Origin of the sequence: Polynucleobacter sp. MWH-Braz-FAM2G, assembly GCF_018687635.1 — a bacterium.
Taxonomy (GTDB): Bacteria; Pseudomonadota; Gammaproteobacteria; order Burkholderiales; family Burkholderiaceae; genus Polynucleobacter.
Map to the genome: position 1 here is coordinate 1,095,777 of NZ_CP061300.1, position 20,262 is coordinate 1,116,038.

Annotated in this window: 23 protein-coding genes; 6 read left to right on the forward strand and 17 right to left on the reverse strand. The window is 42.7% G+C overall.

What is annotated here, in order from left to right:
* Positions 1-10: 10 nt before the first annotated feature.
* The 5 genes from FD973_RS05770 to FD973_RS05790 all read right to left on the reverse strand — a co-directional run bounded on the left by FD973_RS05770 (position 11) and on the right by FD973_RS05790 (position 3,735).
* Positions 11-541, reverse strand: a complete 531-nt coding sequence (locus FD973_RS05770; protein WP_215322392.1) for a chromate transporter — start codon at positions 539-541, stop codon at positions 11-13.
* Entirely contained in the window at positions 538-1,110 is a 573-nt protein-coding gene (locus tag FD973_RS05775; RefSeq protein WP_215322393.1) for a chromate transporter, read from the reverse strand. Before FD973_RS05775 ends, FD973_RS05770 begins: the two co-directional genes overlap by 4 nt.
* Positions 1,107-1,934 carry a hypothetical protein gene (locus tag FD973_RS05780; protein WP_215322394.1) on the reverse strand — a complete coding sequence of 276 codons (828 nt, stop codon included), beginning with the start codon at positions 1,932-1,934 and terminating at the stop codon, positions 1,107-1,109. The genes FD973_RS05775 and FD973_RS05780 overlap by 4 nt, the downstream gene beginning before the upstream one ends.
* Positions 1,935-1,981: 47 nt before the next feature.
* Positions 1,982-2,887 carry a polyphosphate kinase 2 gene (gene ppk2 / locus FD973_RS05785; RefSeq protein WP_215322395.1) on the reverse strand — a complete coding sequence of 302 codons (906 nt, stop codon included), beginning with the start codon at positions 2,885-2,887 and terminating at the stop codon, positions 1,982-1,984.
* Positions 2,888-2,952: 65 nt separating this feature from the next.
* Entirely contained in the window at positions 2,953-3,735 is a 783-nt protein-coding gene (locus tag FD973_RS05790) for a 1-acyl-sn-glycerol-3-phosphate acyltransferase (RefSeq protein ID WP_215322396.1), read from the reverse strand.
* Positions 3,736-3,836: 101 nt separating this feature from the next.
* On the opposite strand from FD973_RS05790, the gene FD973_RS05795 reads away from it, so the two are divergent.
* From FD973_RS05795 to FD973_RS05810, 4 genes are read left to right on the forward strand one after another with little or no spacing between them, the layout of a single operon-like run.
* Positions 3,837-4,643 (forward strand): UDP-2,3-diacylglucosamine diphosphatase, encoded by an 807-nt coding sequence (locus FD973_RS05795; RefSeq protein ID WP_215324731.1) that lies wholly within the window; start codon positions 3,837-3,839, stop codon positions 4,641-4,643.
* A complete protein-coding gene (locus tag FD973_RS05800; RefSeq protein ID WP_215322397.1) occupies positions 4,640-5,668 on the forward strand; it encodes a glycosyltransferase family 1 protein in 1,029 nt (342 codons plus the stop codon). Before FD973_RS05795 ends, FD973_RS05800 begins: the two co-directional genes overlap by 4 nt.
* 11 nt (positions 5,669-5,679) lie before the next feature.
* Positions 5,680-6,084 carry a diacylglycerol kinase gene (locus FD973_RS05805; protein WP_215322398.1) on the forward strand — a complete coding sequence of 135 codons (405 nt, stop codon included), beginning with the start codon at positions 5,680-5,682 and terminating at the stop codon, positions 6,082-6,084.
* Positions 6,085-6,126: 42 nt separating this feature from the next.
* Entirely contained in the window at positions 6,127-7,053 is a 927-nt protein-coding gene (locus FD973_RS05810) for a GNAT family N-acetyltransferase (protein WP_251368727.1), read from the forward strand.
* A 23-nt stretch (positions 7,054-7,076) separates the two neighbouring features.
* On the opposite strand, the gene FD973_RS05815 is transcribed toward FD973_RS05810, so the two are convergent.
* From FD973_RS05815 to FD973_RS05835, 6 genes are all read right to left on the reverse strand, one after another.
* The gene (locus tag FD973_RS05815; RefSeq protein WP_215324733.1) at positions 7,077-8,615 is read right to left on the reverse strand and encodes a Ppx/GppA phosphatase family protein; all 1,539 of its coding nucleotides are present in this window, start codon (positions 8,613-8,615) and stop codon (positions 7,077-7,079) included.
* 122 nt (positions 8,616-8,737) lie between these two features.
* On the reverse strand, positions 8,738-8,971 hold the full coding sequence (locus tag FD973_RS11110) for a GDCCVxC domain-containing (seleno)protein (RefSeq protein ID WP_371816852.1): 234 nt from the start codon (positions 8,969-8,971) through the stop codon (positions 8,738-8,740).
* 31 nt (positions 8,972-9,002) lie between these two features.
* Positions 9,003-9,719 carry an MgtC/SapB family protein gene (locus FD973_RS05820; RefSeq protein ID WP_215322399.1) on the reverse strand — a complete coding sequence of 239 codons (717 nt, stop codon included), beginning with the start codon at positions 9,717-9,719 and terminating at the stop codon, positions 9,003-9,005.
* A gap of 2 nt (positions 9,720-9,721) precedes the next feature.
* Complete coding sequence (locus FD973_RS05825; RefSeq protein ID WP_215322400.1) at positions 9,722-11,476, reverse strand: alkaline phosphatase; 1,755 nt, start codon at positions 11,474-11,476, stop codon at positions 9,722-9,724.
* 79 nt (positions 11,477-11,555) lie between these two features.
* Positions 11,556-12,998, reverse strand: coding sequence for a DUF2252 domain-containing protein (locus FD973_RS05830; RefSeq protein ID WP_215322401.1), 1,443 nt, complete (start codon positions 12,996-12,998; stop codon positions 11,556-11,558).
* Positions 12,999-13,063: 65 nt separating this feature from the next.
* A complete protein-coding gene (locus FD973_RS05835; protein WP_215322402.1) occupies positions 13,064-13,561 on the reverse strand; it encodes an arsenate reductase ArsC in 498 nt (165 codons plus the stop codon).
* Positions 13,562-13,957: 396 nt separating this feature from the next.
* On the opposite strand from FD973_RS05835, the gene FD973_RS05840 reads away from it, so the two are divergent.
* Both FD973_RS05840 and FD973_RS05845 read left to right on the forward strand, forming a co-directional pair.
* The gene (locus FD973_RS05840) at positions 13,958-14,434 is read left to right on the forward strand and encodes an MgtC/SapB family protein (RefSeq protein ID WP_215322403.1); all 477 of its coding nucleotides are present in this window, start codon (positions 13,958-13,960) and stop codon (positions 14,432-14,434) included.
* Between the two features lie 82 nt (positions 14,435-14,516).
* The gene (locus FD973_RS05845) at positions 14,517-14,717 is read left to right on the forward strand and encodes a hypothetical protein (protein WP_215322404.1); all 201 of its coding nucleotides are present in this window, start codon (positions 14,517-14,519) and stop codon (positions 14,715-14,717) included.
* Between the two features lie 3 nt (positions 14,718-14,720).
* Here FD973_RS05845 and phoR read toward each other — a convergent pair whose 3' ends face one another.
* The 6 genes from phoR to pstC form a co-directional block, all read right to left on the reverse strand.
* Entirely contained in the window at positions 14,721-16,019 is a 1,299-nt protein-coding gene (gene phoR / locus FD973_RS05850; RefSeq protein ID WP_215322405.1) for a phosphate regulon sensor histidine kinase PhoR, read from the reverse strand.
* Between the two features lie 63 nt (positions 16,020-16,082).
* Entirely contained in the window at positions 16,083-16,796 is a 714-nt protein-coding gene (phoB, locus tag FD973_RS05855) for a phosphate regulon transcriptional regulator PhoB (protein ID WP_215322406.1), read from the reverse strand.
* 18 nt (positions 16,797-16,814) lie between these two features.
* Positions 16,815-17,519: a phosphate signaling complex protein PhoU gene (gene phoU / locus FD973_RS05860; protein ID WP_215322407.1), complete on the reverse strand. Its 705-nt coding sequence runs from the start codon at positions 17,517-17,519 to the stop codon at positions 16,815-16,817.
* Positions 17,520-17,532: 13 nt separating this feature from the next.
* On the reverse strand, positions 17,533-18,369 hold the full coding sequence (gene pstB / locus FD973_RS05865) for a phosphate ABC transporter ATP-binding protein PstB (RefSeq protein WP_251368728.1): 837 nt from the start codon (positions 18,367-18,369) through the stop codon (positions 17,533-17,535).
* 8 nt (positions 18,370-18,377) lie between these two features.
* The gene (pstA, locus tag FD973_RS05870; protein ID WP_215322408.1) at positions 18,378-19,244 is read right to left on the reverse strand and encodes a phosphate ABC transporter permease PstA; all 867 of its coding nucleotides are present in this window, start codon (positions 19,242-19,244) and stop codon (positions 18,378-18,380) included.
* Positions 19,241-20,227 carry a phosphate ABC transporter permease subunit PstC gene (pstC, locus tag FD973_RS05875; protein ID WP_215322409.1) on the reverse strand — a complete coding sequence of 329 codons (987 nt, stop codon included), beginning with the start codon at positions 20,225-20,227 and terminating at the stop codon, positions 19,241-19,243. The genes pstA and pstC overlap by 4 nt, the downstream gene beginning before the upstream one ends.
* Between the last annotated feature and the right edge of the window lie 35 nt (positions 20,228-20,262).

Sequence of the window (20,262 nt, forward strand, 5' to 3'; positions counted from 1 at the left end):
TCTCTCTGTGTTATGCGGAGAAGTATTTTAGAAGTACAAAACTGATCAGCCCTGATCCCAGTATTACAAACACTGGATTTATTTTTGTTTTTAAAATCAAAATCAATGTTGCTAATGCTAAGACCGCTGTAACAGGGCTAACAATAGAGGATTTAGCAACGGAGTAAACGCCTGATGCCATCAATCCAATGGAGATAGGTTCCAGCGCATTTTGAATACTTCTGCGCCAAGGACTATCACCAAAACGATCCCAAAGACGGCCCACATAGAAACATAAAATACTAGAGGGCAAGAAAAAAGAAGCTAGCACTACAGCAGCTCCAATTAGTCCCGCAACCTTAATCCCAATAACCAATACCATCAACATATTGGGGCCAGGGGCAATTTGACCAATACTGTAAATATGCACGAAATGTAGATGATCAATCCCAAATTGATGGGCCATCAACCTTTCCATTTCAGGCAAAACTGCAGTACCCCCTCCGACGGCCAACAAGGAAAGCAAGCCAAAACTTAGCGCAAGAGATATCAACTGAGTCATTCGTTGCCTCTTGGTCGATAAATGTAAATTGCAATTGGAGCCATGATCAATAAGACATAAGGCAAGCTAAGCTTAGCAATACTCATTAACAAAAAGGTGGCAATAATGATGCTTAAGGACTTGAAGCTCTTCCATTGATCATCGCCAATGCGATAAGTGATTGCTGCCAGCAGTCCGCAAGCAGCAGCTGCAACACCAGCCAAAATCACATTCGCCAGAGGATGATTTGTATTGGTCGTGTAAGCAATTCCAAGCACCAATACGAATAGTGAGCCTGGCAGGATGAGCCCAATCGTCGCTACAAAAGATCCAACCACCCCTCGTAGATGGTCACCCGCAAGCACCGCCAAATTAACTGAATTTAAGCCGGGCATGGTTTGGCTAATTGCCAAATAACCCATGAATTCATCAGGCGTTAACCATTTGCGCTTCTCTACAAGCAAAATGCGTTCATAAGCAATGATTCCGCCACCAAAGCTAATGGCACCTATGATGAGGAACTGAACAAACAGATCAATTAAGCTGGTTTGTGCAGATGATGGGATGTTCCCCTCAACTAAATCACTCATTCGGGCTTACCATAAACAAGGGCGGTCTTGGTGCTACCAATTTCCAGCCAATCCTCAAGTTCGTGCTGAAGTTTTTTGAAGAACTTGTCAGCGCGCTTATGGGATTTACTATCTGCTCTATTGCGGTCGTTTACGCGATAAGAAAAAGCTAGCTCTCCAATAATGGGATCGCCGACGCTTTTCATCCAGATTGCAATTTCACAATGGGCTTGAACACCATCTCCAAAGACCAAATTTCCTAATGGTAAACAAGCCTCAAGAATCTTATTAGTACTTCCGCCAACAATACGAAGAGGAACTTTTTTATTGATCGGTAATTTAGAGAGACTTGGGAAAAATTTAATCACGCTACTGAGTTTTCTCTCGAAAACCTTATCGATGGGAACGCTATCCATGATGGAGTTATTCGAGTAGATTTTTCTTTTAGATCCAATATCTTCGCCACGCAAAATTTCCTCTTTAAGGCGAATACGAGATTTGACATTGGTCTTGGGTGTTGGGTCGAATTTCTTGGACTCTTCTAAGTCGTGGGTCCTGCATTTAAGAGTCACTTCGCACCAGTCATCCACCCAAACATTCTGTCTAGATTCGCGAACTCGCAAGATAATATTATTTAGACGAAAATCCTCACCAGGTGTGTCAAAGAAATAGATGTTACGCAAGCCAGTGGTGGCGTTATCTAGGTGGAAAAACTCTACCTTATTCTTTTTGCAAAATGCAAGGATTTGTTCGCTTAAAGCCGTAATCCGACTACGACGATCAAGACCGCTTGGCTTGATTAATAACTTGAATTCGCGATTGGTAATCGATGGGTGAAGTTGCATAAATAATCCCTCAGGTTAGTGAGAGATTATCACCTTCTCGATATGATTCAGTAAATCTCTGGAACGTACATCTCGGGGGGTACTGGCCCGCGTAAATAGTCGGGGTTATGAACTCGCGCCGGCAAGGTAATGACTGGGTGATCGATTTCTTGATATGGAATCTGGCTCAAAAGATGGGAAATGCAGTTTAAACGTGCTTTTTTCTTATCATTAGCCGCTACTACCCACCAAGGAGCTTCTGGTATGTGGGTACGCTCAAGCATGGTCTCCTTGGCCTTGGTATAGGCCTCCCATAAGCGTCTAGCCTCTAAATCCATCGGACTCAATTTCCATTGCTTCAATGGATCATGAATGCGCATCATGAAACGGTTGTATTGCTCATCATCAGAAATAGAAAACCAGTATTTAATTAAGATGACCCCAGATCGAATCATCATGCGCTCAAGATCAGGAACAGTACGCAAAAACTCCTCGTATTCATCATCCGTGCAAAACCCCATTACCTTTTCAACACCAGCGCGGTTATACCAACTACGATCAAACAGGGCGATTTCACCGCCTGCAGGTAAATGTGAGATGTATCTCTGAAAGTACCATTGGGTTTTTTCACGTTCATTGGGCGCAGGTAAAGCAACCACCTTACAAACGCGGGGATTGAGACGTTGCGTAATGCGCTTAATAGCACCACCCTTACCAGCGGAGTCACGTCCTTCAAAAAGGACCGCTACTTTTACCTTATTGGCTACAACCCAATCTTGTAATTTAACAAGTTCACCTTGCAGTCGAAATAGCTCGCGGAAATAGAGGTTACGAGGGATGGATGACTTTTCACCACCATCGGGTGTCAGGCGGTCGTCATCAAGCTCCATTTCAAGCTCTTCGTCCATGCTATCCAGAATTTCTTCTTGGGCACGTCGATACCACTCAGCCATTTGCTTATGCTTAGAGCTCATTCTTTTCTCGCAAAATATTATTTATTCTACGCCTCAAATGATGACATATTTATTACATACAGCCTTTAGGTTGTATCTGTAAGGCATTTACTAATCTGTTCTTGACTATGTAAAGCCAGCCATTTGCGGTCTGTTGGAGGCAAAGGGCTAGAGGCAGCCGAGGGCAAGAATGTCAAATGAGCAATTAAATTGCGATGTTTAAGGATTTTTGCCATTGATTCTAATAAGCCCATATCTCCTACAAACGCAGCCACTTCAGATTTCTTGCCAGTTGATTTCGAGATGTATTGAATGGCCAAGGAATATACCGGAACGTTTGCCTGTATTGCAGCTTCAAATAAATTAGGTTTAAAGGGACGAACATCATGACCAGTAGTAGATGTACCCTCAGGAAATATACAAATCGGCTCTACTTTGAGAACGTCGCTCATCTGGGCAACTACTTGGTGAGCATGTCTGGAGCTGGCTCTTTTAATAAATACAGTGCCTAATTGTTTTGCCATCCACCCAAAGATGGGCCAAGATCGCACCTCTGATTTGGCAACAAAACGAATCGGGTGGAAGGAATTGATAGCATGAATATCTATCCAGGAAATATGATTGGAAGCTAAAAGAAAAGATTGGTTTTTTATAACGGCAGCATTTGTCACCGCTAATTCAATACCAAAAATAATTAACAAACGCTTTGACCATGATTGAATGTGCGCATGCTTTCTTGCTGTGCTTGCGCATGGAAATACTAAAAAAAGAATGACTACCCCATAAAGAACGTGCAGCACAATTAGCAACCAAAGGCCGGCTCTTAAAATGCCAGAGCTTGGTTTATCTATGATCTTAGTCTTGTTCATATGGTTTGAATATAAATCATTTTGAGAAGCCAAATTGTCATCAAATTGACTTGAAAGTGTCACTACACTTTCATGGAAGCTTGGCTTAATGTGGTTTCATGATGCATTACAGAGCCATCTGGATTTCAGACGTACACCTAGGAACAACAGGGTGTCAGGCAAACTACCTCCTCGATTTTCTTAAGCATAATGAGGCAGAAAAATTTTATTTAGTTGGCGACATCATTGATGGATGGCGATTAAAAAAATCTTTCTATTGGCCTCAGGCTCATAATGATGTTGTGCAAAAGCTCCTTCGAAAAGCCAGAAAAGGTGCCGAAGTCATATACGTTCCGGGCAATCATGATGAAAGTGCCCGCCAATTTTTTGGACTCTCATTTGGTGATGTCAAAGTGGTTGAGGAAGTAATCCACACGACTTTAGATGGAAAAAAACTTTGGGTAACACACGGCGATCTTTTTGATGGCGTAATGCAATATGCCAAATGGCTTGCCTATGTTGGCGACACCTTATATTCTTTTATTCTCTACGTAAATCGTTATTTCAATATGTTGCGAGTCAAGATGGGCTTGCAATATTGGTCTCTATCTCAATATCTTAAGCATCAAGTAAAGAATGCTGTTAGTTACATAGCGGATTTTGAACACATCATGGCGCGTGAAGCGCGTCTTCGTGGTTGTGATGGCGTTGTTTGTGGACATATTCATAAAGCAGAAATCCGAGAAATTGACGGATTGCTCTATTGCAATGATGGCGACTGGGTGGAGAGCCTCACTGCTTTAGTAGAGACACACACTGGCGAACTCAAAATTATTCACTGGCCGCATATTAAAGGCGAACCCATTGAGACTCCTGAAATTACTTATCAACCCGCTATTGAATCATTCATTAAAGAGGCTACGCTATGAAAATCATGATCATCACTGACGCTTGGGATCCACAAGTTAATGGTGTTGTACGAACATTAAAGCAGACACGTGAAGAACTGATTGCGATGGGTCATCAGGTTGAAATCATTACACCCAACGGCTTTAAATCCATCCCCTGCCCGACCTATCCAGACATTGCCTTATCTTTATTTCCAGGCAAAGAAGTATCTCGCAGAATTAAAGCCTTTGCTCCGGATGCGATGCACATTGCTACGGAAGGCCCGCTTGGTTTATCTGCACGCGCTTACGCAGTTAAAAATAAACTTCCATTCTCAACCGCGTATCACACTCGTTTTCCGGAGTACGTCAAAGCAAGAACTGGTATTCCATTGGCAATTACTTATGCCTTTATCCGCTGGTTTCATAGCCCCTCTATGGCCGTGATGGCACCGACAATAGTGGTGAAGGATGATCTTGAAAAATACGGCCTCTCCAACGTGGTACTTTGGTCAAGAGGCGTGGATCTTGATATTTTCAAGGTTCAAGAATCAAAAGCCCTGAATACAGCCCACCCTATTTTCTTGTACGTAGGACGGGTAGCGGTTGAAAAAAATATTAATGCATTCTTAGAAATTGATTTACCTGGATCAAAATGGGTTGTAGGTGATGGACCCGCTATGGCAGGCATCAAAGATAAATATCCTGAAGTGAATTATCTGGGCGTTCTTCAGCAACATGAGTTAGCAAAAGTCTACGCTGCCGCTGATGTATTTGTATTTCCCAGCAAAACCGACACATTTGGATTAGTTCTTTTGGAGGCTATGGCATGTGGTACTCCAGTTGCAGCCTATCCCGTCACCGGACCAATCGATGTACTGGGCAACTCTACGGCAGGCGTGATGAATGAAGACCTACGCGAGGCATGCATACAGGCTTTAAAAATTCCTCGTGAAGTTGCGCGTGCACATGCTGAAAAATTCTCATGGCGGGCAGCATCTGAGCAGTTTGTAAAGCATCTCAAACCAGTACCCACAACCGAAGTACATGTGACTGCCCTAGCTTAAAAGGACTTCTTTTGGATACCAAGTACCACATCGATCAAAATCCCCATAAAGGGAATCGAGGCTTAACAAGAGCATGGCATGCAGCCAAGAATTCATGGTGTGGACTGGTTTATGCATTTCTCGAAGAAAGTGCATTTCGTCAAGAACTCACTCTATGTACTTTGCTTACACCGATTGCATTCTTCTTACCAATAAGCCATTTTGAAAAAGCGGTCCTCATTTCTTCGCTTATTTTGGTTTTAGTGGTGGAACTTCTGAATTCTAGTGTCGAGGCTGCAATCGATCGTATTTCATTTGAACATCATGACTTATCAAAACGGGCTAAAGATTTCGGCTCAGCAGCGGTGATGCTCGCCCTTCTCATTGCATTATTACTGTGGGCTTCAGTTTGTATACCCATTGTCTTCAATGTGTAATAAAAACCTCCTAAGATCAGAGTAGATCAGATAAGGACAACTATGTCAGATATACCTAACCCAATTGCAGCATTCGAAATTTTTTCACCAAAGAAGGTGAAGAAACTCAAACCAAGCAAGGGCGACTCATTAAAAAAACTATCGAAAAAATTAGCTAAAAAGTTATTTGGTAAAAAGTTTGCCACCAAATCTCGGACACAAATCTCTGCGATTGAGTCAACTGTAGTCTTACCTAAGCTAGAAAAGGTTAAAAAACCGGCTTTTAAAATTGAATGGGCCTCTAGCCAAAATGAAATAAAAGAAGCGCAACGCTTACGCTACAAAGTTTTTGCACAAGAAATGGGCGCCAATTTACCTCAAAATGCCGAGGGATTGGACATCGATGAGTTTGACGCTTATTGCGACCATTTGTTGATTCGTGATCAAGATTCTCTAAAAGTTGTTGGTACCTATCGCGTACTGCCTCCACATAAAGCGCTGGAAATTGGTCGTTTGTATTCTGATGCAGAATTTGATCTATCTCGACTTAATCACCTACGTCCAAAATTAGTGGAACTAGGCAGATCATGTGTTCACCAAGACTATCGCTCTGGTGCAGTCATCATGGCACTTTGGAGCGGACTAGCCCAATACATGCAAAAGAATGGCTATGAAATCATGTTGGGCTGTGCCAGTATTCCCATGGCCGATGGTGGTCACTATGCGGCGAGCCTGTATAACTCTTTGGGTAACGACCAAATGGCTCCAACAGAGTTTCATGCATTCCCACGCTTGCCATTACCACTAGAAAAGCTTAATGGTGGTTTAGAGGTGGAACCACCTCCACTCATTAAGGGTTACCTTAAACTGGGAGCAAAAATTTGTAGCGCACCAGCCTGGGATCCAGATTTCAATACTGCAGACCTATTAACGATGTTGCGTTTATCGGAGATTAATCCGCGTTACGCCAAGCATTTCTTGGGTTTATAGGCTCCCGGCTAAGCCCTAGGGGCTTATTTCAGACTAACTTGATAAGAGCGGCCAATTCTTTCCCATTCGGCCGCTTCTTTAAGAAGACTAAATTCCGTCAGTGGATGTTCTGCAGCCCACTCCTTAGAGAGACTCACCAAATAAGAGCCATCATGCTCTGATACCTTAACCTTTGGTAGATCTGTATCACTTCTTCCGCGGCATAGAACCTGAGCTAAGCGAAGACAGAACAGCATTCTCCAGTCCTGAAAGCCTTGGTTATTTGCTAGCTTACCAAGCTTACCAGTGTGCCCAATGAGAAGCGCCGCAAGGCGTGCTTGATCATTCTTTGAGAAGCCTGGCATATCAGCATTTCCTGCAATATAAGCGGAATGCTTGTGATAGCCATTGTGCGAAATGGATAATCCAATTTCATGCAAGTTAGCCGCCCACTGAAGTAGCGCTACGTTATCAGCCCTACTTTCTGATTCTGGCTTAGGAAGTTGTTGCAAAAAATCAGCGGCAAGTTTGCCAACACGATCAGCCTGCTCTCTATCAACTGCGTATCGTTGCATGAATTGTTCAACTGTGACGTAACGCATATCATGGTGTTGTGAGCGGCCAAGTAAGTCATAGAGAACTCCTGTTCGCAGTGCCGCATCCGTTACTTCCATTGTTTCAATGCCTAGCTCGTCAAAAACGGCGATCATGATAGCTAAACCACCTGGCCAAACTGAGCGTCTATCATCTTTGAGGCCCATTAATTCCACGTGGTTTACATGTTCATATTTGAGTAAATGCTTTTTTAGCGCCTTCAGCCCGTCTCGCGTAATCAGACCGCTAGAGGCATTCAAACTGCCCATGGTTAATGAATCGCCATGCCCATTCAAGTCGTTTGCGCCTATCAACTCAGCCAATGCTCTAGCAGTTCCTGACGAGCCTATGGCTTGTTTCCAGCCGCTTTTAAGATAAGCCCCTGAGATAACCTGAATCTCTCGTCTAGCGGCTAATTCAGCCTCCTTAAAAGCATGGGCATCAATATTCCCTTTTGGGAAAAATCGCATGCTATGCGAAACACAGCCAATATAAAGACTCTCCATGAGCTTAGGTTCATAACCTTTGCCAATAATAAATTCAGTAGAACCGCCACCGATATCAACTACTAGTCGGTTACCCTGCACTGCTTGAACTTCATGCGCAGCACCAATATAAATAAGACGCGCTTCCTCAACTCCAGCAATTACCTCGATCGGAAAACCTAAAGCCTCTTGAGCATCGTCAACAAATTGTTGGGCGTTCTTAGCAACCCGCAAAGTATTGGTAGCAACAGCCCTAACATTGGATGGATCAAAACCCCTGATACGCTCACCAAAGCGTCTGATTGCGGCTAAGCCGCGTTGATATGCATCATTGCCTAGCAACTTATTTTCTGTGAGACCGCCAGCCAATCTGACTGACTCTCGCAAGGTGTCAATAGGTCGTAATTGAGTGCCCGAGGGGGTATTAACAGCTTGAGCCACTAGCATCCGAAAACTGTTAGAGCCCAAATCTACGGCCGCAACGAGATCTTCGGAGTTAGACATTAAGTCGACAGGTTGATGAGCCAAAATGTTCCTTGATGGGTAAAAGCTGTACGAATATGTCTATTTTATGAAAAATCCATGACATATTGATGAATATACAGCCCATCACCATCAAGAAGTTACTATGCAGCCAGGTTTTGTTCTGGACTTGAGCAATCCATGTCACCAAAGCTACAGTAGATGCAGCAATCTCCCGACTTCGGTTTCAAGATATTGTTACAGGAACCGCATCTATAAAGATGCATAGAGGATCCCAAAGGCATAGGATGACTTTCAGTAGCCAAGCAATGGGGGCAAGTAATGTTTGAGTATCGCTGTTCAATATTTATATTCACAAGTCGCATATTGAACTGCATTTGTTACGAGAATATGTCAAGCCTTAATGGGTTAATCGGTAGTACTGGGACTCCAGAATGCTTGGTTAACATACTCTTGATTAGCAATTTTCTCGATTAATAAATCCATCTCATCCCCATCTACTGCGGAAGTGGTTAAGACCGCCTGAATTTCTACGTCATCCGCACCAAATTGATGAACTTCGATATCTTGTGTTTGATATCCAGCCTCTTCTAGGGTGTGAATAAATTGTTTTAAAGCTAATTTTTGAGCATGCTTAGGCGTAATGATGTATACGGAGTTGGTAACCTCAACTGATTCAGTATCTAGGGGCTGTCGATTTATAAATGTAACCACTGGTCGCAACAATGTATTGGCAGCCAATACAAATAATGTAGCTAAGCCAGCTTCCAAGATAAGGTCTGCGCCAGCGCATGCACCCACTGCACCTGAGGCCCATAAGGTGGCAGCAGTATTAATCCCGCGCACATTACCTTCTTCACGCATGATCACGCCAGCACCTAAAAAGCCAATACCGGACACCACATAAGCCATGATATGGACGGCACCCTCATGGCCAGTTAAACGATTACCTGCATCCACAAAAATTGCAGCACCAATAGCTACCAATATATTGGTGCGCAATCCCGCAGTACGCTGACGATATTGTCGCTCCAAGCCAATCAAACCCCCGAGAATAAAAGCTGCTCCGAGACTAATGGCTGTATCAGCTAAGGATACTAAGTTAACGCTATTTAAGGATTCCATCCTTATTTCCCATGGTTATTTTGACCAAGACCCAATGATTCGACCATGATTTTAAATACCTGTGTGTTATCCATAAACCCTTTAAATTTTTCGGAACCTGGACCCATAGCATTTAAAAGGGCATCATCAGCAGTATGCACCCCTGATTCTTGAGTCGAGGGTAAATTACCGCCTATATGTATAGCATCTTCTTGCAGTTGCTGATACTTTGGGTTGGCAATATATTTACCGTCAGTACCCTTAATCGCTGGAACGAAGGTGCCATCCAGCTTAGGATGAAGTGTTTCAAAGTGGTCGGGGTAATTTCCATAGAAATAAGCCAGTCGTTTTGAGACGTCAATCTGACTTGGATATCCTTGTGTATCTGCTTTAGGATAATTAGGGTATCCAGCTTCCGCGTATACGCCAACCTTTTCACGCAGAGGTCCTGGCTTTTCATCATGAACAACACCGCTAATGGAGCCGCTATGTGTATGATCGGGTGTGACGATGATTAAAGTATCAGGGTGTGTTTTGGCAAAGTCCTTAGCGATTTGCACCGAGTTACTTAACATGATGGTATCGAATGCCGCCCGCTCCCAATCTAATGGATGATTAAATTTGTCAATCAGAGCCGCTTCAACCATTAAGAAAAAACCATTTTGATTTCTTGATAGAACATCGAGGGCTGCCTTGGTCATTTCAGTTAAATCAGGCTGATTTGGATACTGTTGAACAGTGTTCTTTTTTAGGTACAAGCGATCAAGAGACCCATCCATATTATCTGGATGAAAAACGCCAAATAATCTGCGTGTTGCTTTGTTTTCAGAGGCTGCTGCTAACTCTTGCTTTGTAAACGCTAATTCATATCCCTTACGTTTAAATTCCTGTACGAGATCATTTTCATCCTTACGCTTAGAGCCCTTTGAAGATTGAGGGTAGAAATAGGCTGAACCACCTCCAAGAATGACTTCTGCTCCACTAGACAATAATTGATCTGCGATATATTGCTTATCTGATCTCCGTCGCGTATGCGAAACCATCGCACCGGGGGTAGCGTCCTCTAGCTCAGCATCCGACACAATGCCGACTGACATTTTTGTATTACGTTTTATCAGCTCTGCAATTGTCTCGACTTTGGGGTGAGATAAATTATCGTTAGCTCTAGATACATAAACACCCATTGCATTCACGGCTGTTTTATGTCCCGTGGTGTAAGCGCTCATCGAATTTGCCGAGTCGGTAATCAACGAATCTGATCCAGAGGTACCAATTAGAGCGGTGTTGGGCATATCGTCAAATGCTAGCTTACCTTGGTATTTGCCTTCAAAAATCCCTTTAGATAAGACGCGAGCAGCTGTTCGATTTGCAATCGTCATGCCATCCCCTATGAAGAGAATGACATTTTTAACGCGGCGCGGTCCACTACTATAGACTTCCCATGTAACTTGCATTTTTTCTTTTGGGGTTCGCGCAACAATTTGGTAATTTCCCGCCTTTAGGATCTGAACATCACGATAAATCAGTGAACTGCCTTTACCATTTTCATTGACAATAAATTCAGGTTTTACAGTCACAAATTTACTTGCCTGCAAGCCATTTATTTCCACCGTTAACTCATCTTGAGAGACTACATTATCAAACTCAATTTTGATATCAAACTTCGAGCCAGATAAGATGCTTGCATTGTCAATTGGATACACTGCCGAAGCATTTACTAGCGCAAAAGGAAAAATAAGCGTTAATGAAAATACAAGCTTGTTAAAAGTATTAGCCATCAGAAAACATTCAGGATAGAAAAATAGACCCTAAACTATCTAATAAACAAATGACACCTTGATGACAATATTTAAGTACCTAAAAAGCTTCTTTTTTACTTGCCACCGGTAGTTTTTTATTCTTTACAGCTTTGCAAAAGAATTCATAATCAGCCTGATTTTGCTTCGCATAGGAACGAGCAAAGGCATACATCGCCTCATTAAACTCTTCAGATTGTCCACAATAACCTGCAATCATGGCTGCATCACCAGAGCGAGCATGCCCCAAGGCCAAAGCCCACCCAAACAGTTTTGCATAATCCGGGAAATTCTTTAGAGAGACACCCCCAGTACCAATTGCAATCCCGCCTTTCATATCACGCAACTGACGGAGATAAAAACCTTGGGTGTTATCAATATCGTATTGCATTGCACCGTAGTTTAAAAATATATCGGGAGCACCTTGAAGCAATCTTTGACCCGCTACTACCCTTCTTCCCATGTCTCTAAATATAGACTTTCCCAAATATGGCGTCAGAACTGATTCTTGCGCTTCTTTATATTGCAAAAATAAAGGGTCCTTTTCGCTATCACCCTCAAAATAGAGAACCATGCAATTAGTGCCGACGCTTCCGACACCAACCACTTTTCGAGCAAAATCTTTCAATGAGTAGCGCTCAAATAATGCCTGCCTATCCGCCAATAATGTGCTTGAATAATTGATTAAGGCTTTATCGATTAACGATAAGAGAGAAACGCCATCATTTTTCTTTTTAAAATGTTCAATTAATGGAGGCTTATTAATGATCTTTCGGTTCTTGCCTACCAATGTTGTCAAACTCTGAAGAAACTGGATATTTCCTTGGCCCTTCGTTTCACGGAGATATTCATCCAATTTCTTTTGATGATCTTTGCTAAAGTGTTTACGAATATCCCTTTCACCAATAAATTGCTGTGCTAACTCTAAATAAGGCATTTGTGCATATTGGGCAATACGCTTTTGGTATTCAGAACTAATTCGAAAAACTAGTTTCTTGCAAAGTTCTTTGTCTCCGCCAATGCTCTCGCAGGCAACAACTGCGCTCGAAACTAAGCGCTTGAGATCCCATTCCCAGCTTCCGGGCAGCGTTTCATCAAAATCATTTATTCCAAACACCATCCGATGTTCTGCTGTTCCAAATAAACCAAAATTAGAAACATGCATATCACCACAGAGTTGGACGGTAATATTCGTTGTAGGTTGATTCGCTAAATCTTGCGCCATGATTGCGGCTCCACCACGAAAAAAAGCGAAAGGGGATTGCAGCATTCGGGTATAGCGAATTGGAATTAGTGCCTGAATACGTGACTTCGCTTGCTTCTCTAATATTGTTACTGGGTCAATTCGATTTTTCGGGGGTGTGTAAATTCCCTGCTCTGAAATACTGACTTGTTTTCGCAGTGCCCGGCCATCAGAAATTCGTTTTTTAATGCTCGGGCGGGGGTCTTTAAAAGACTCAACGGTATGGAGGACGGCAAATTTTGGATGGGTTGTAGTAGACATTAGGTGAACACGAATTGGTATCTAATGCTTCATATTACTGCGATATGCAGAAACTTCGATTTACTTCAATCAGTTTGACTATGAATTAGATGAAGCTCCTCTTTAATTTGTATGTGATCTAAGGTGTTGATTGGTAGATCAATTAACAACTCAATGCGATTGCGTAAACCCATTTCAACTCTTTTAAAGGCTTCCAGAATTTCCTGCTCAGAACCAGCCACTGCAGCAGGATCAGGGAAGCCCCAATGTGCTGTCGCAGGATGTCCAGGCCAGTATGGGCATTCCTCGCCTGCTGCACTATCGCACACAGTAATAATGAAATCCATATGAGGCGCCCCTTCTCTACCAAACTCATCCCAGCTTTTACTTCGGAGAGTAGCGAGCGGATAACCCATTTCCTTAACCATTCTTTGAACGATAGGATGAATTTCACCTTTTGGTGTTGAGCCGGCAGAGTAGCCTATGAAGCGTCCATGACTTAGAGTGGTAGCTAGCGCCTCACCAAGAATAGAGCGAGCTGAATTACCTGTGCACAGAAAGAGAATATTGTATGGGCGCATCATCGTTTTAGGTTGTATAAATCACGCAATCTCGTCAAGACGCAATGAGTACTTATTTTCGGTTATGAAGCGCTCTCTGCTTATTTGTCGAGCCTGGGCTTCTGATGGCGAGATCACCTCCTGTGTGCTTGTTTTATTATGGGTACTCACCCCAGCTCTGAATACATTAGAGAGATATTGTTTTAAATCCGTCTTCATCGTTTTGCCTTTTATCTATGGAATATGAAGATCCTAGTGCTTGTATATGGCAGTTTTATTAAGCAATTGATTTTTTGCTTCCAAACCAGATCTTTTTCACATTTGGCGTAGGCTTGCGCAGGGAGTCTACATCGTGACGAAAAGAAGTTAATTCTATAAACTGACACTACTGATGATGTTCAGACAAATAAAGGATTTTTCATGCCGGAGATGAATCTCTACGCCTTAATCGCTCTCAGATTATTTCTAGCTCTTTTGGTGGGGGCTATCTTAGGTCTAAATCGCTGGCTACACCATAAATCAGCGGGGATTCGGACGCATTCTTTAGTGGCCATAGGATCCGCTACCGCAGTGATGCTTATTAGTGATTTTGTTAAGGACGACGCACAGTCTGTTAGCAGAGTACTACAGGGTTTAATCACTGGCTTAGGCTTTTTGGGTGCAGGTGTCATCATCAGGGAACAACGCTCGGACAAGATACATGGACTCACAACCGCAGCTAGCGTTTGGGCTTGCGCCCTTATTGGTGCATCTTTTGGTGCCGGGCAATTTGCCCTAGGAGCCCTATCATTAGCGGCAATCTTATTTGCCCTTTTTGTTGGAGGCCCTCTTGAGAGGCTTGTCTCCCATTTCAGGGGTGTCAAAAGAGCATCTGAAATTTCGGGTGATCCAGACTAAAACAACATAAAAATGATAAAAATCGAGTTTTGTCATATTACTTTGATAGGATTGACCATCCGACAATCAACATGTTAGAAATATGAGCAAATATCAATACGAAGACGCAGTGAAGCAGCTGCAAGAAACCGGATCCATTGGTCTTGCTGACTTAAAAAATCTACCACACGATGATTTAACCGAGCTTTTCGAGGAAATTAAAGTTTGGTGTCTGTATGCAAACGGCAAAGCTGAAAAGTTGCCTAAAGAATCTAAAAAGAAAAAGAAAAAGAAAAAGGATTGAGTCCTAGGCGCTAACCCGCTCTTTTGGAAAACGCAGGGTGAATTTGCTTCCCCTGCCTGGAGTACTTTCAATTACTAACTGGGCTTGATGACGATTGGCGATATGTTTAACAATTGCCAATCCAAGGCCAGTACCACCTGTATCGCGTGATCGACTTCTGTCAATTCTATAAAAACGCTCAGTCAATCGCGGTAAATGTTCGGCAGCGATTCCAGGCCCAGTATCCGTTACCGAAAACTCACCCTGGCCATCGGCGTTCACATTCCATGCAATATTAATTGACCCAATGTCAGGTGTATATCGAATTGCATTAGATACCAAATTACCAAAAGCTGAGAGAACTTCCCGTTCATCACCTAAAAGATTCATTGATGAATTTGTATTGAAATTTAAAGCGTGTTTGCCTTGTGAAAGTGCTTGAGCATCATTTTTGAGAAGCGCCATCAGCGTCTCCATCTTGACAGTTGCATTTGTGGCAGGCAAGGAATTAGCTTCAAGATTAGCAAGCATCAGCAAGTCTTCGACTAAGCTTTTCATACGTTGAGCCTGAGACATCATCATCTCAAAATATTGATCTTGCTGCTCCTTTTTTAGATCAAGAGACTGCACAGTTTCTAAAAAACCCATGAGCACTGTAATGGGGGTACGCATTTCATGCGATACATTTGCCACGAAATCCCGACGCATAGCATCAGCCTTTTGCAGATCTGTGACATCCTGAATAAGAACTAAATGTCTATTGCGTCCGAATGGAAAGGCTTGCAACATGAGACTTAAGGAGCTATCTGGCCCCATTCTTTCTAACAATAAAGGATCATCAAAGTTGCGTTTCTGGAGGTATTGAATGAATTCTGGGCGACGTATTAAGAAATTAATGCGCTGCATGACATCGCGCTTAAAGCTAAGCCCAAAAAAACGCTCCGCAATACTATTGCACCATTCAATGTGATCCCCCTCATCTAGCATCACTATGCCATTTGGCGACGCCTGAAAAGCTTCAATAAAGTGATCATGCTGCTGCTCTATCGTTCTAATTTTTTGTTTGAGATTTCGAACTAAACGCTGCAATCTAAAGAAAACCTCTTCCCAAAATCCACTTGGTAAGGGCATTTTTTCCACAGAGTCGTTGAGCACATATTTTCTCAACCTAGCTAGATTGATGTAGGAGTACACCAAAGGGATTGATAGGATCAGAATTCCTATGCCAATTGCCCATTTATCACCCAAGTTAGCAAGCGTTATAAATGCCGCAATAAAGGCTAGGCAGACTATAAATAAAAAGCGAGTTAAAGCTGAAATCATGAGGCAATATTAGTGCATCTTTAGAATTGCCCAAAAAATATAGGAAATTATAAAAACAGGTGCTTAGGTTTCAGTTGGGGTCTTGGTGATTCGATATCCGCTACCGCGAACAGTCTCAATGAAGCGATCACAGTCAAAAGGAGCCAAGGCCTGCCTTAAGCGCTTAATGTGTACATCCACTGTACGCTCTTCAATATAGACTTCATTCCCCCAAACATTATCCAATAGGCTTGTGCGTGAATGGACTCTCTCAGGATTTGCCATAAAGTACTGTAGGAGTCTAAATTCAGTTGGACCCAATGAAATTGGTCTTGGCTCTAAATTAGGCCAGACGGCTAAAACCCGATGTGAGCTGGAATCTAATTTTAATGGGCCTACAGCCAGTGGGCCGGTATCTTCAACAGGTGCTTGACGACGCAGTATTGCCCTAACCCTTGCAACCAATTCTTTTGGTGAAAATGGCTTAGTAACATAGTCGTCAGCTCCTGAGTCAAGCCCAAGGACTTTATCTGACTCTTCACTCTTAGCTGTCAGCATCAAAATAGGCAACGATTTAGTTCGTTCATTAGCCCGCAATTCCTTAGCAAATTGCACACCAGATTTTCCAGGCAACATCCAATCTAGTATTAATAGATCAGGCAAACGAACCTTCATCATGCTTAATGCCAGGTCGGTTTGCAATGCTTTTTCTACCTCGTAGCCAGCATGAGTCAGATTAATAGCAATCAGCTCAGCAATCGATGGCTCATCTTCAACTATCAGTATGCGGTGAGTCATTGGTTGGAATGTATCTTTTTATTTATTTGCTTCGCGCACTAATTCGTCGTGCGGAATATGTCTAACATCGGAACCTTTAGCAATGTATATAATAAACTCAGCAATATTTTTTGCGTGATCCCCAATGCGCTCGATAGCCTTTGCAATGGTCAACATATCGAGACCGGTGCTAATAGTATGGGGATCTTCCGACATATATGAGATGAGTTTGCGTACAAAACCCCTGAATTCTTCATCAATTTGACGATCCTCTGCAACAACCTCTGCTGCAGCAGTAGTATCCAACCTTGCAAATGCATCTAAGCTACGGCGTAATAAATTAATAGCCATTTGACCTGATAAACGAATTTCTGCAACATTAATCTTGTACGGAGTATTGGATTCAATAATGCGTTTAGTTCGTTTTGCTACACGCTCAGCCTCATCTCCAGCACGCTCTAGATTTGTAATGGCCTTTGAAACAGCCATCACTAACCTTAGATCTCTAGCAGTTGGCTGTCGTCTGGCGATTAGTTCAGTACAGGCAAGATCAATTTGAATTTCAAGATCATTTACAAGCTTTTCATTCTCAATGACGATATTGCAGGTCTCAATATCCATTGAAGTGAAAGCTCGCATTGCAGTAGAAATTTGTGATTCAACTAAGCCGCCCATCTCTAGCAAGCGACTTGAGAGTGAATTTAAATCAGCATCAAATTGTGATGAAAGATGTTTATCTGGCATTTAATGTCTCCAATCAACCAAAGCGGCCGGTAATATAGTCTTCTGTTTCTTTGCGCTTAGGCTTAATAAAGATTTCATCCGTCTTTCCGTACTCAACCAAACTTCCAAGATACATATAAGCAGTGTAATCCGATACACGAGCCGCTTGTTGCATGTTATGAGTAACGATGGCAATGGTGTACTCGTGTTTGAGTTCATTGATCAATTCTTCAATCTTGCCAGTTGAAATAGGATCCAATGCAGACGTAGGCTCATCCAATAGGATTACAGATGGTTTAACGGCAACTCCGCGTGCAATGCACAAACGTTGTTGTTGGCCACCAGATAAGGAAAGTCCGCTTTGGTTCAATTTATCTTTTGCTTCAGTCCATAATGCGGCTTTATTCAACGCCCATTCAACACGCTCATCCATCTCAGAACGGGATAGCTTTTCATATAAACGGACGCCAAAGGCAATATTTTCATAAATAGACATCGGAAATGGTGTTGGCTTTTGAAAAACCATACCAATTCGGGAGCGCAGTAAATTTAAATCTTGACCGGGAGCTAAGATATTTTGACCATAGAAATTGATCTCACCCTCAGCACGTTGGCCTGGATATAAGTCATACATCCGATTGAGCGTTCTGAGGAGAGTGGACTTTCCGCAGCCTGATGGACCAATAAAAGCCGTTACTTTGCCCTGCTCGATATCCAAGTTAATATTCTTTAGACCTTGAAAGGCGCCATAGAAAAAATTAAGATTTCTTACTTCAAGTGCATTGACTGCAGCTTGTGCTGAATGTTGATTTGTTGCGTCCACTCTACCCCCTTGACTATCAACCTTGTTTAAGTCAAACATTGTTTTCATATTACTCATCATCCTTGCACCTTCTCACGGAACACTACCCGCGCCAATATATTCAGGCCTAATACAGCAAATGTGATGAGTAACGCTCCGCCCCATGCGAGTTCAACCCAGTTATCGTAGGGACTCATTGCAAATTGGAAAATCACCACTGGCAAGTTAGCCATTGGCGCATTCATATTCGTTGAGAAGAATTGATTGTTTAATGCTGTAAAGAGAAGAGGCGCCGTCTCACCACTGACGCGCGCTAATGCTAGCAAAACCCCCGTCATCACCCCACTTTGCGCTGCTCTTAAAGTAATCATAAAAGCAACTTTCCATTTTGGGGTGCCTAAGGCATAAGCAGCTTCACGCAAACTACCAGGCACTAAGCGCAACATATTTTCTGTTGTACGCACCACTACAGGAATGGCAATAAGAGCTAAAGCAATCGTACCCGCCCATCCTGAAAAATGCTTAACCTGAGCAACCACAAATGCATAAACAAACAAACCAATCACAATTGAAGGGGCCGACAACATAATGTCTGTTACAAAACGTGTAACTGAGGCCACGCGACTACGATCACCATATTCAGATAAGTACAGACCAGCCAAAACACCAATTGGAGTGCTAATTAAAGTGCATGTCCCTACAAGTAATAGGCTTCCTACGATTGCATTCGCAAGACCGCCGCCATCAGAGCCTGGTGCAGGCGTGCTGTGAGTAAATAAACTGAGATCAATTGCTGACAATCCTTTAAAAAGAAGCACACTCAAAATCCAAAATAAAAATATCATCCCAATGAGCATTGCACCCATTGAGAGAGTTAAACCAATTTTGTTAGCCCGCTTCCTTTTGGCAAAGATAGCTTGATCAATGTTAGAGGTATTGTTCATGTCTTTAACCCCTGCTTTTTCTCCATATTGTTTAGCATCAACTTAGCCAAAGCTAGAACTACGAAGGTAATAATGAACAGCGCTAAGCCAAGCGCAAATAAGGATGAAAGATGATTGCCAGCTTCGGCTTCACCAAATTCATTAGCTAGAGTAGAAGCTATTGATGTGCCTGGCGAGAATAAAGAAGCAGATAAGCGATGAGCATTACCAATTACAAAGGTCACGGCCATTGTTTCGCCTAGCGCTCTGCCTAGACCCAACATAACACCACCGATAACACCCGCTTTGGTGTATGGAAGAACAACATTCTTCACCACTTCCCAAGTAGTACAGCCAATTCCATAGGCTGATTCTTTAAGAACGGGTGGGACGATTTCAAAAACATCTCGCATCACTGAGGCAATAAAGGGCAAAATCATCATCGCCAAAATCAATCCGGCGCACAAAATACCAATGCCATTAAATGCACCAGAAAATAAGATGCCTAGCCCAGGGATTTGACCTAAGGTTGCAGCTAAAAAAGGTTGAATATATTCAGCAAACAAAGGTGCAAATATAAACAAACCAAACATACCGTAAATAATGGATGGGACGGCAGCTAGTAACTCTACAGCGGTACCCAAAGGCCTACGCAATGGTCCCGGGCACAGCTCAGTTAGAAATACTGCAATACCGAAACTTAATGGAACAGCTATCAGCAAGGCAATAATTGAAGTAACAATAGTGCCGTAAATTGCAATCAGGCCACCAAATTCACCATTAACTACATCCCACTCTTGCGAAAAGAAGAATCCAGGCCCAAATGTATGAAGAGCGGGCCAAGCATTGATCACCAATGAGATCAGAATGCCAACCAAGGCAATGAGAACGGATAGCGCAAAAAATTGCGTAACACCATGGAATAAGAAGTCTTGAATGCGCTGTAATTTAGCTATCCTCAGAGCCTGCGGAGTAGGTGCTGAATGAGACTGTGTAATATCCATTTATTTAGACTTATTAATATTGAAACAGCTCCACA

Excerpts from the sequence above, each read along its gene's own strand:
- pstC (WP_215322409.1), bottom strand. The coding sequence starts at position 20,227 with ATGGATATTACACAGTCTCATTCAGCACCTACTCCGCAGGCTCTGAGG.
- pstA (WP_215322408.1), bottom strand. The coding sequence starts at position 19,244 with ATGAACAATACCTCTAACATTGATCAAGCTATCTTTGCCAAAAGGAAG.
- FD973_RS05770 (WP_215322392.1), bottom strand. The coding sequence starts at position 541 with ATGACTCAGTTGATATCTCTTGCGCTAAGTTTTGGCTTGCTTTCCTTG.
- FD973_RS05800 (WP_215322397.1), top strand. The coding sequence starts at position 4,640 with ATGAAAATCATGATCATCACTGACGCTTGGGATCCACAAGTTAATGGT.
- phoR (WP_215322405.1), bottom strand. The coding sequence starts at position 16,019 with ATGATTTCAGCTTTAACTCGCTTTTTATTTATAGTCTGCCTAGCCTTT.
- FD973_RS11110 (WP_371816852.1), bottom strand. The coding sequence starts at position 8,971 with ATGCAGTTCAATATGCGACTTGTGAATATAAATATTGAACAGCGATAC.
- FD973_RS05820 (WP_215322399.1), bottom strand. The coding sequence starts at position 9,719 with ATGGAATCCTTAAATAGCGTTAACTTAGTATCCTTAGCTGATACAGCC.
- phoU (WP_215322407.1), bottom strand. The coding sequence starts at position 17,519 with ATGCCAGATAAACATCTTTCATCACAATTTGATGCTGATTTAAATTCA.
- ppk2 (WP_215322395.1), bottom strand. The coding sequence starts at position 2,887 with ATGAGCTCTAAGCATAAGCAAATGGCTGAGTGGTATCGACGTGCCCAA.
- FD973_RS05780 (WP_215322394.1), bottom strand. The coding sequence starts at position 1,934 with ATGCAACTTCACCCATCGATTACCAATCGCGAATTCAAGTTATTAATC.
- FD973_RS05815 (WP_215324733.1), bottom strand. The coding sequence starts at position 8,615 with ATGTCTAACTCCGAAGATCTCGTTGCGGCCGTAGATTTGGGCTCTAAC.
- pstB (WP_251368728.1), bottom strand. The coding sequence starts at position 18,369 with ATGAAAACAATGTTTGACTTAAACAAGGTTGATAGTCAAGGGGGTAGA.
- FD973_RS05835 (WP_215322402.1), bottom strand. The coding sequence starts at position 13,561 with ATGATGCGCCCATACAATATTCTCTTTCTGTGCACAGGTAATTCAGCT.
- phoB (WP_215322406.1), bottom strand. The coding sequence starts at position 16,796 with ATGACTCACCGCATACTGATAGTTGAAGATGAGCCATCGATTGCTGAG.
- FD973_RS05825 (WP_215322400.1), bottom strand. The coding sequence starts at position 11,476 with ATGGCTAATACTTTTAACAAGCTTGTATTTTCATTAACGCTTATTTTT.
- FD973_RS05775 (WP_215322393.1), bottom strand. The coding sequence starts at position 1,110 with ATGAGTGATTTAGTTGAGGGGAACATCCCATCATCTGCACAAACCAGC.
- FD973_RS05830 (WP_215322401.1), bottom strand. The coding sequence starts at position 12,998 with ATGTCTACTACAACCCATCCAAAATTTGCCGTCCTCCATACCGTTGAG.
- FD973_RS05795 (WP_215324731.1), top strand. The coding sequence starts at position 3,837 with ATGCATTACAGAGCCATCTGGATTTCAGACGTACACCTAGGAACAACA.
- FD973_RS05810 (WP_251368727.1), top strand. The coding sequence starts at position 6,127 with ATGTCAGATATACCTAACCCAATTGCAGCATTCGAAATTTTTTCACCA.
- FD973_RS05840 (WP_215322403.1), top strand. The coding sequence starts at position 13,958 with ATGCCGGAGATGAATCTCTACGCCTTAATCGCTCTCAGATTATTTCTA.
- FD973_RS05845 (WP_215322404.1), top strand. The coding sequence starts at position 14,517 with ATGAGCAAATATCAATACGAAGACGCAGTGAAGCAGCTGCAAGAAACC.
- FD973_RS05790 (WP_215322396.1), bottom strand. The coding sequence starts at position 3,735 with ATGAACAAGACTAAGATCATAGATAAACCAAGCTCTGGCATTTTAAGA.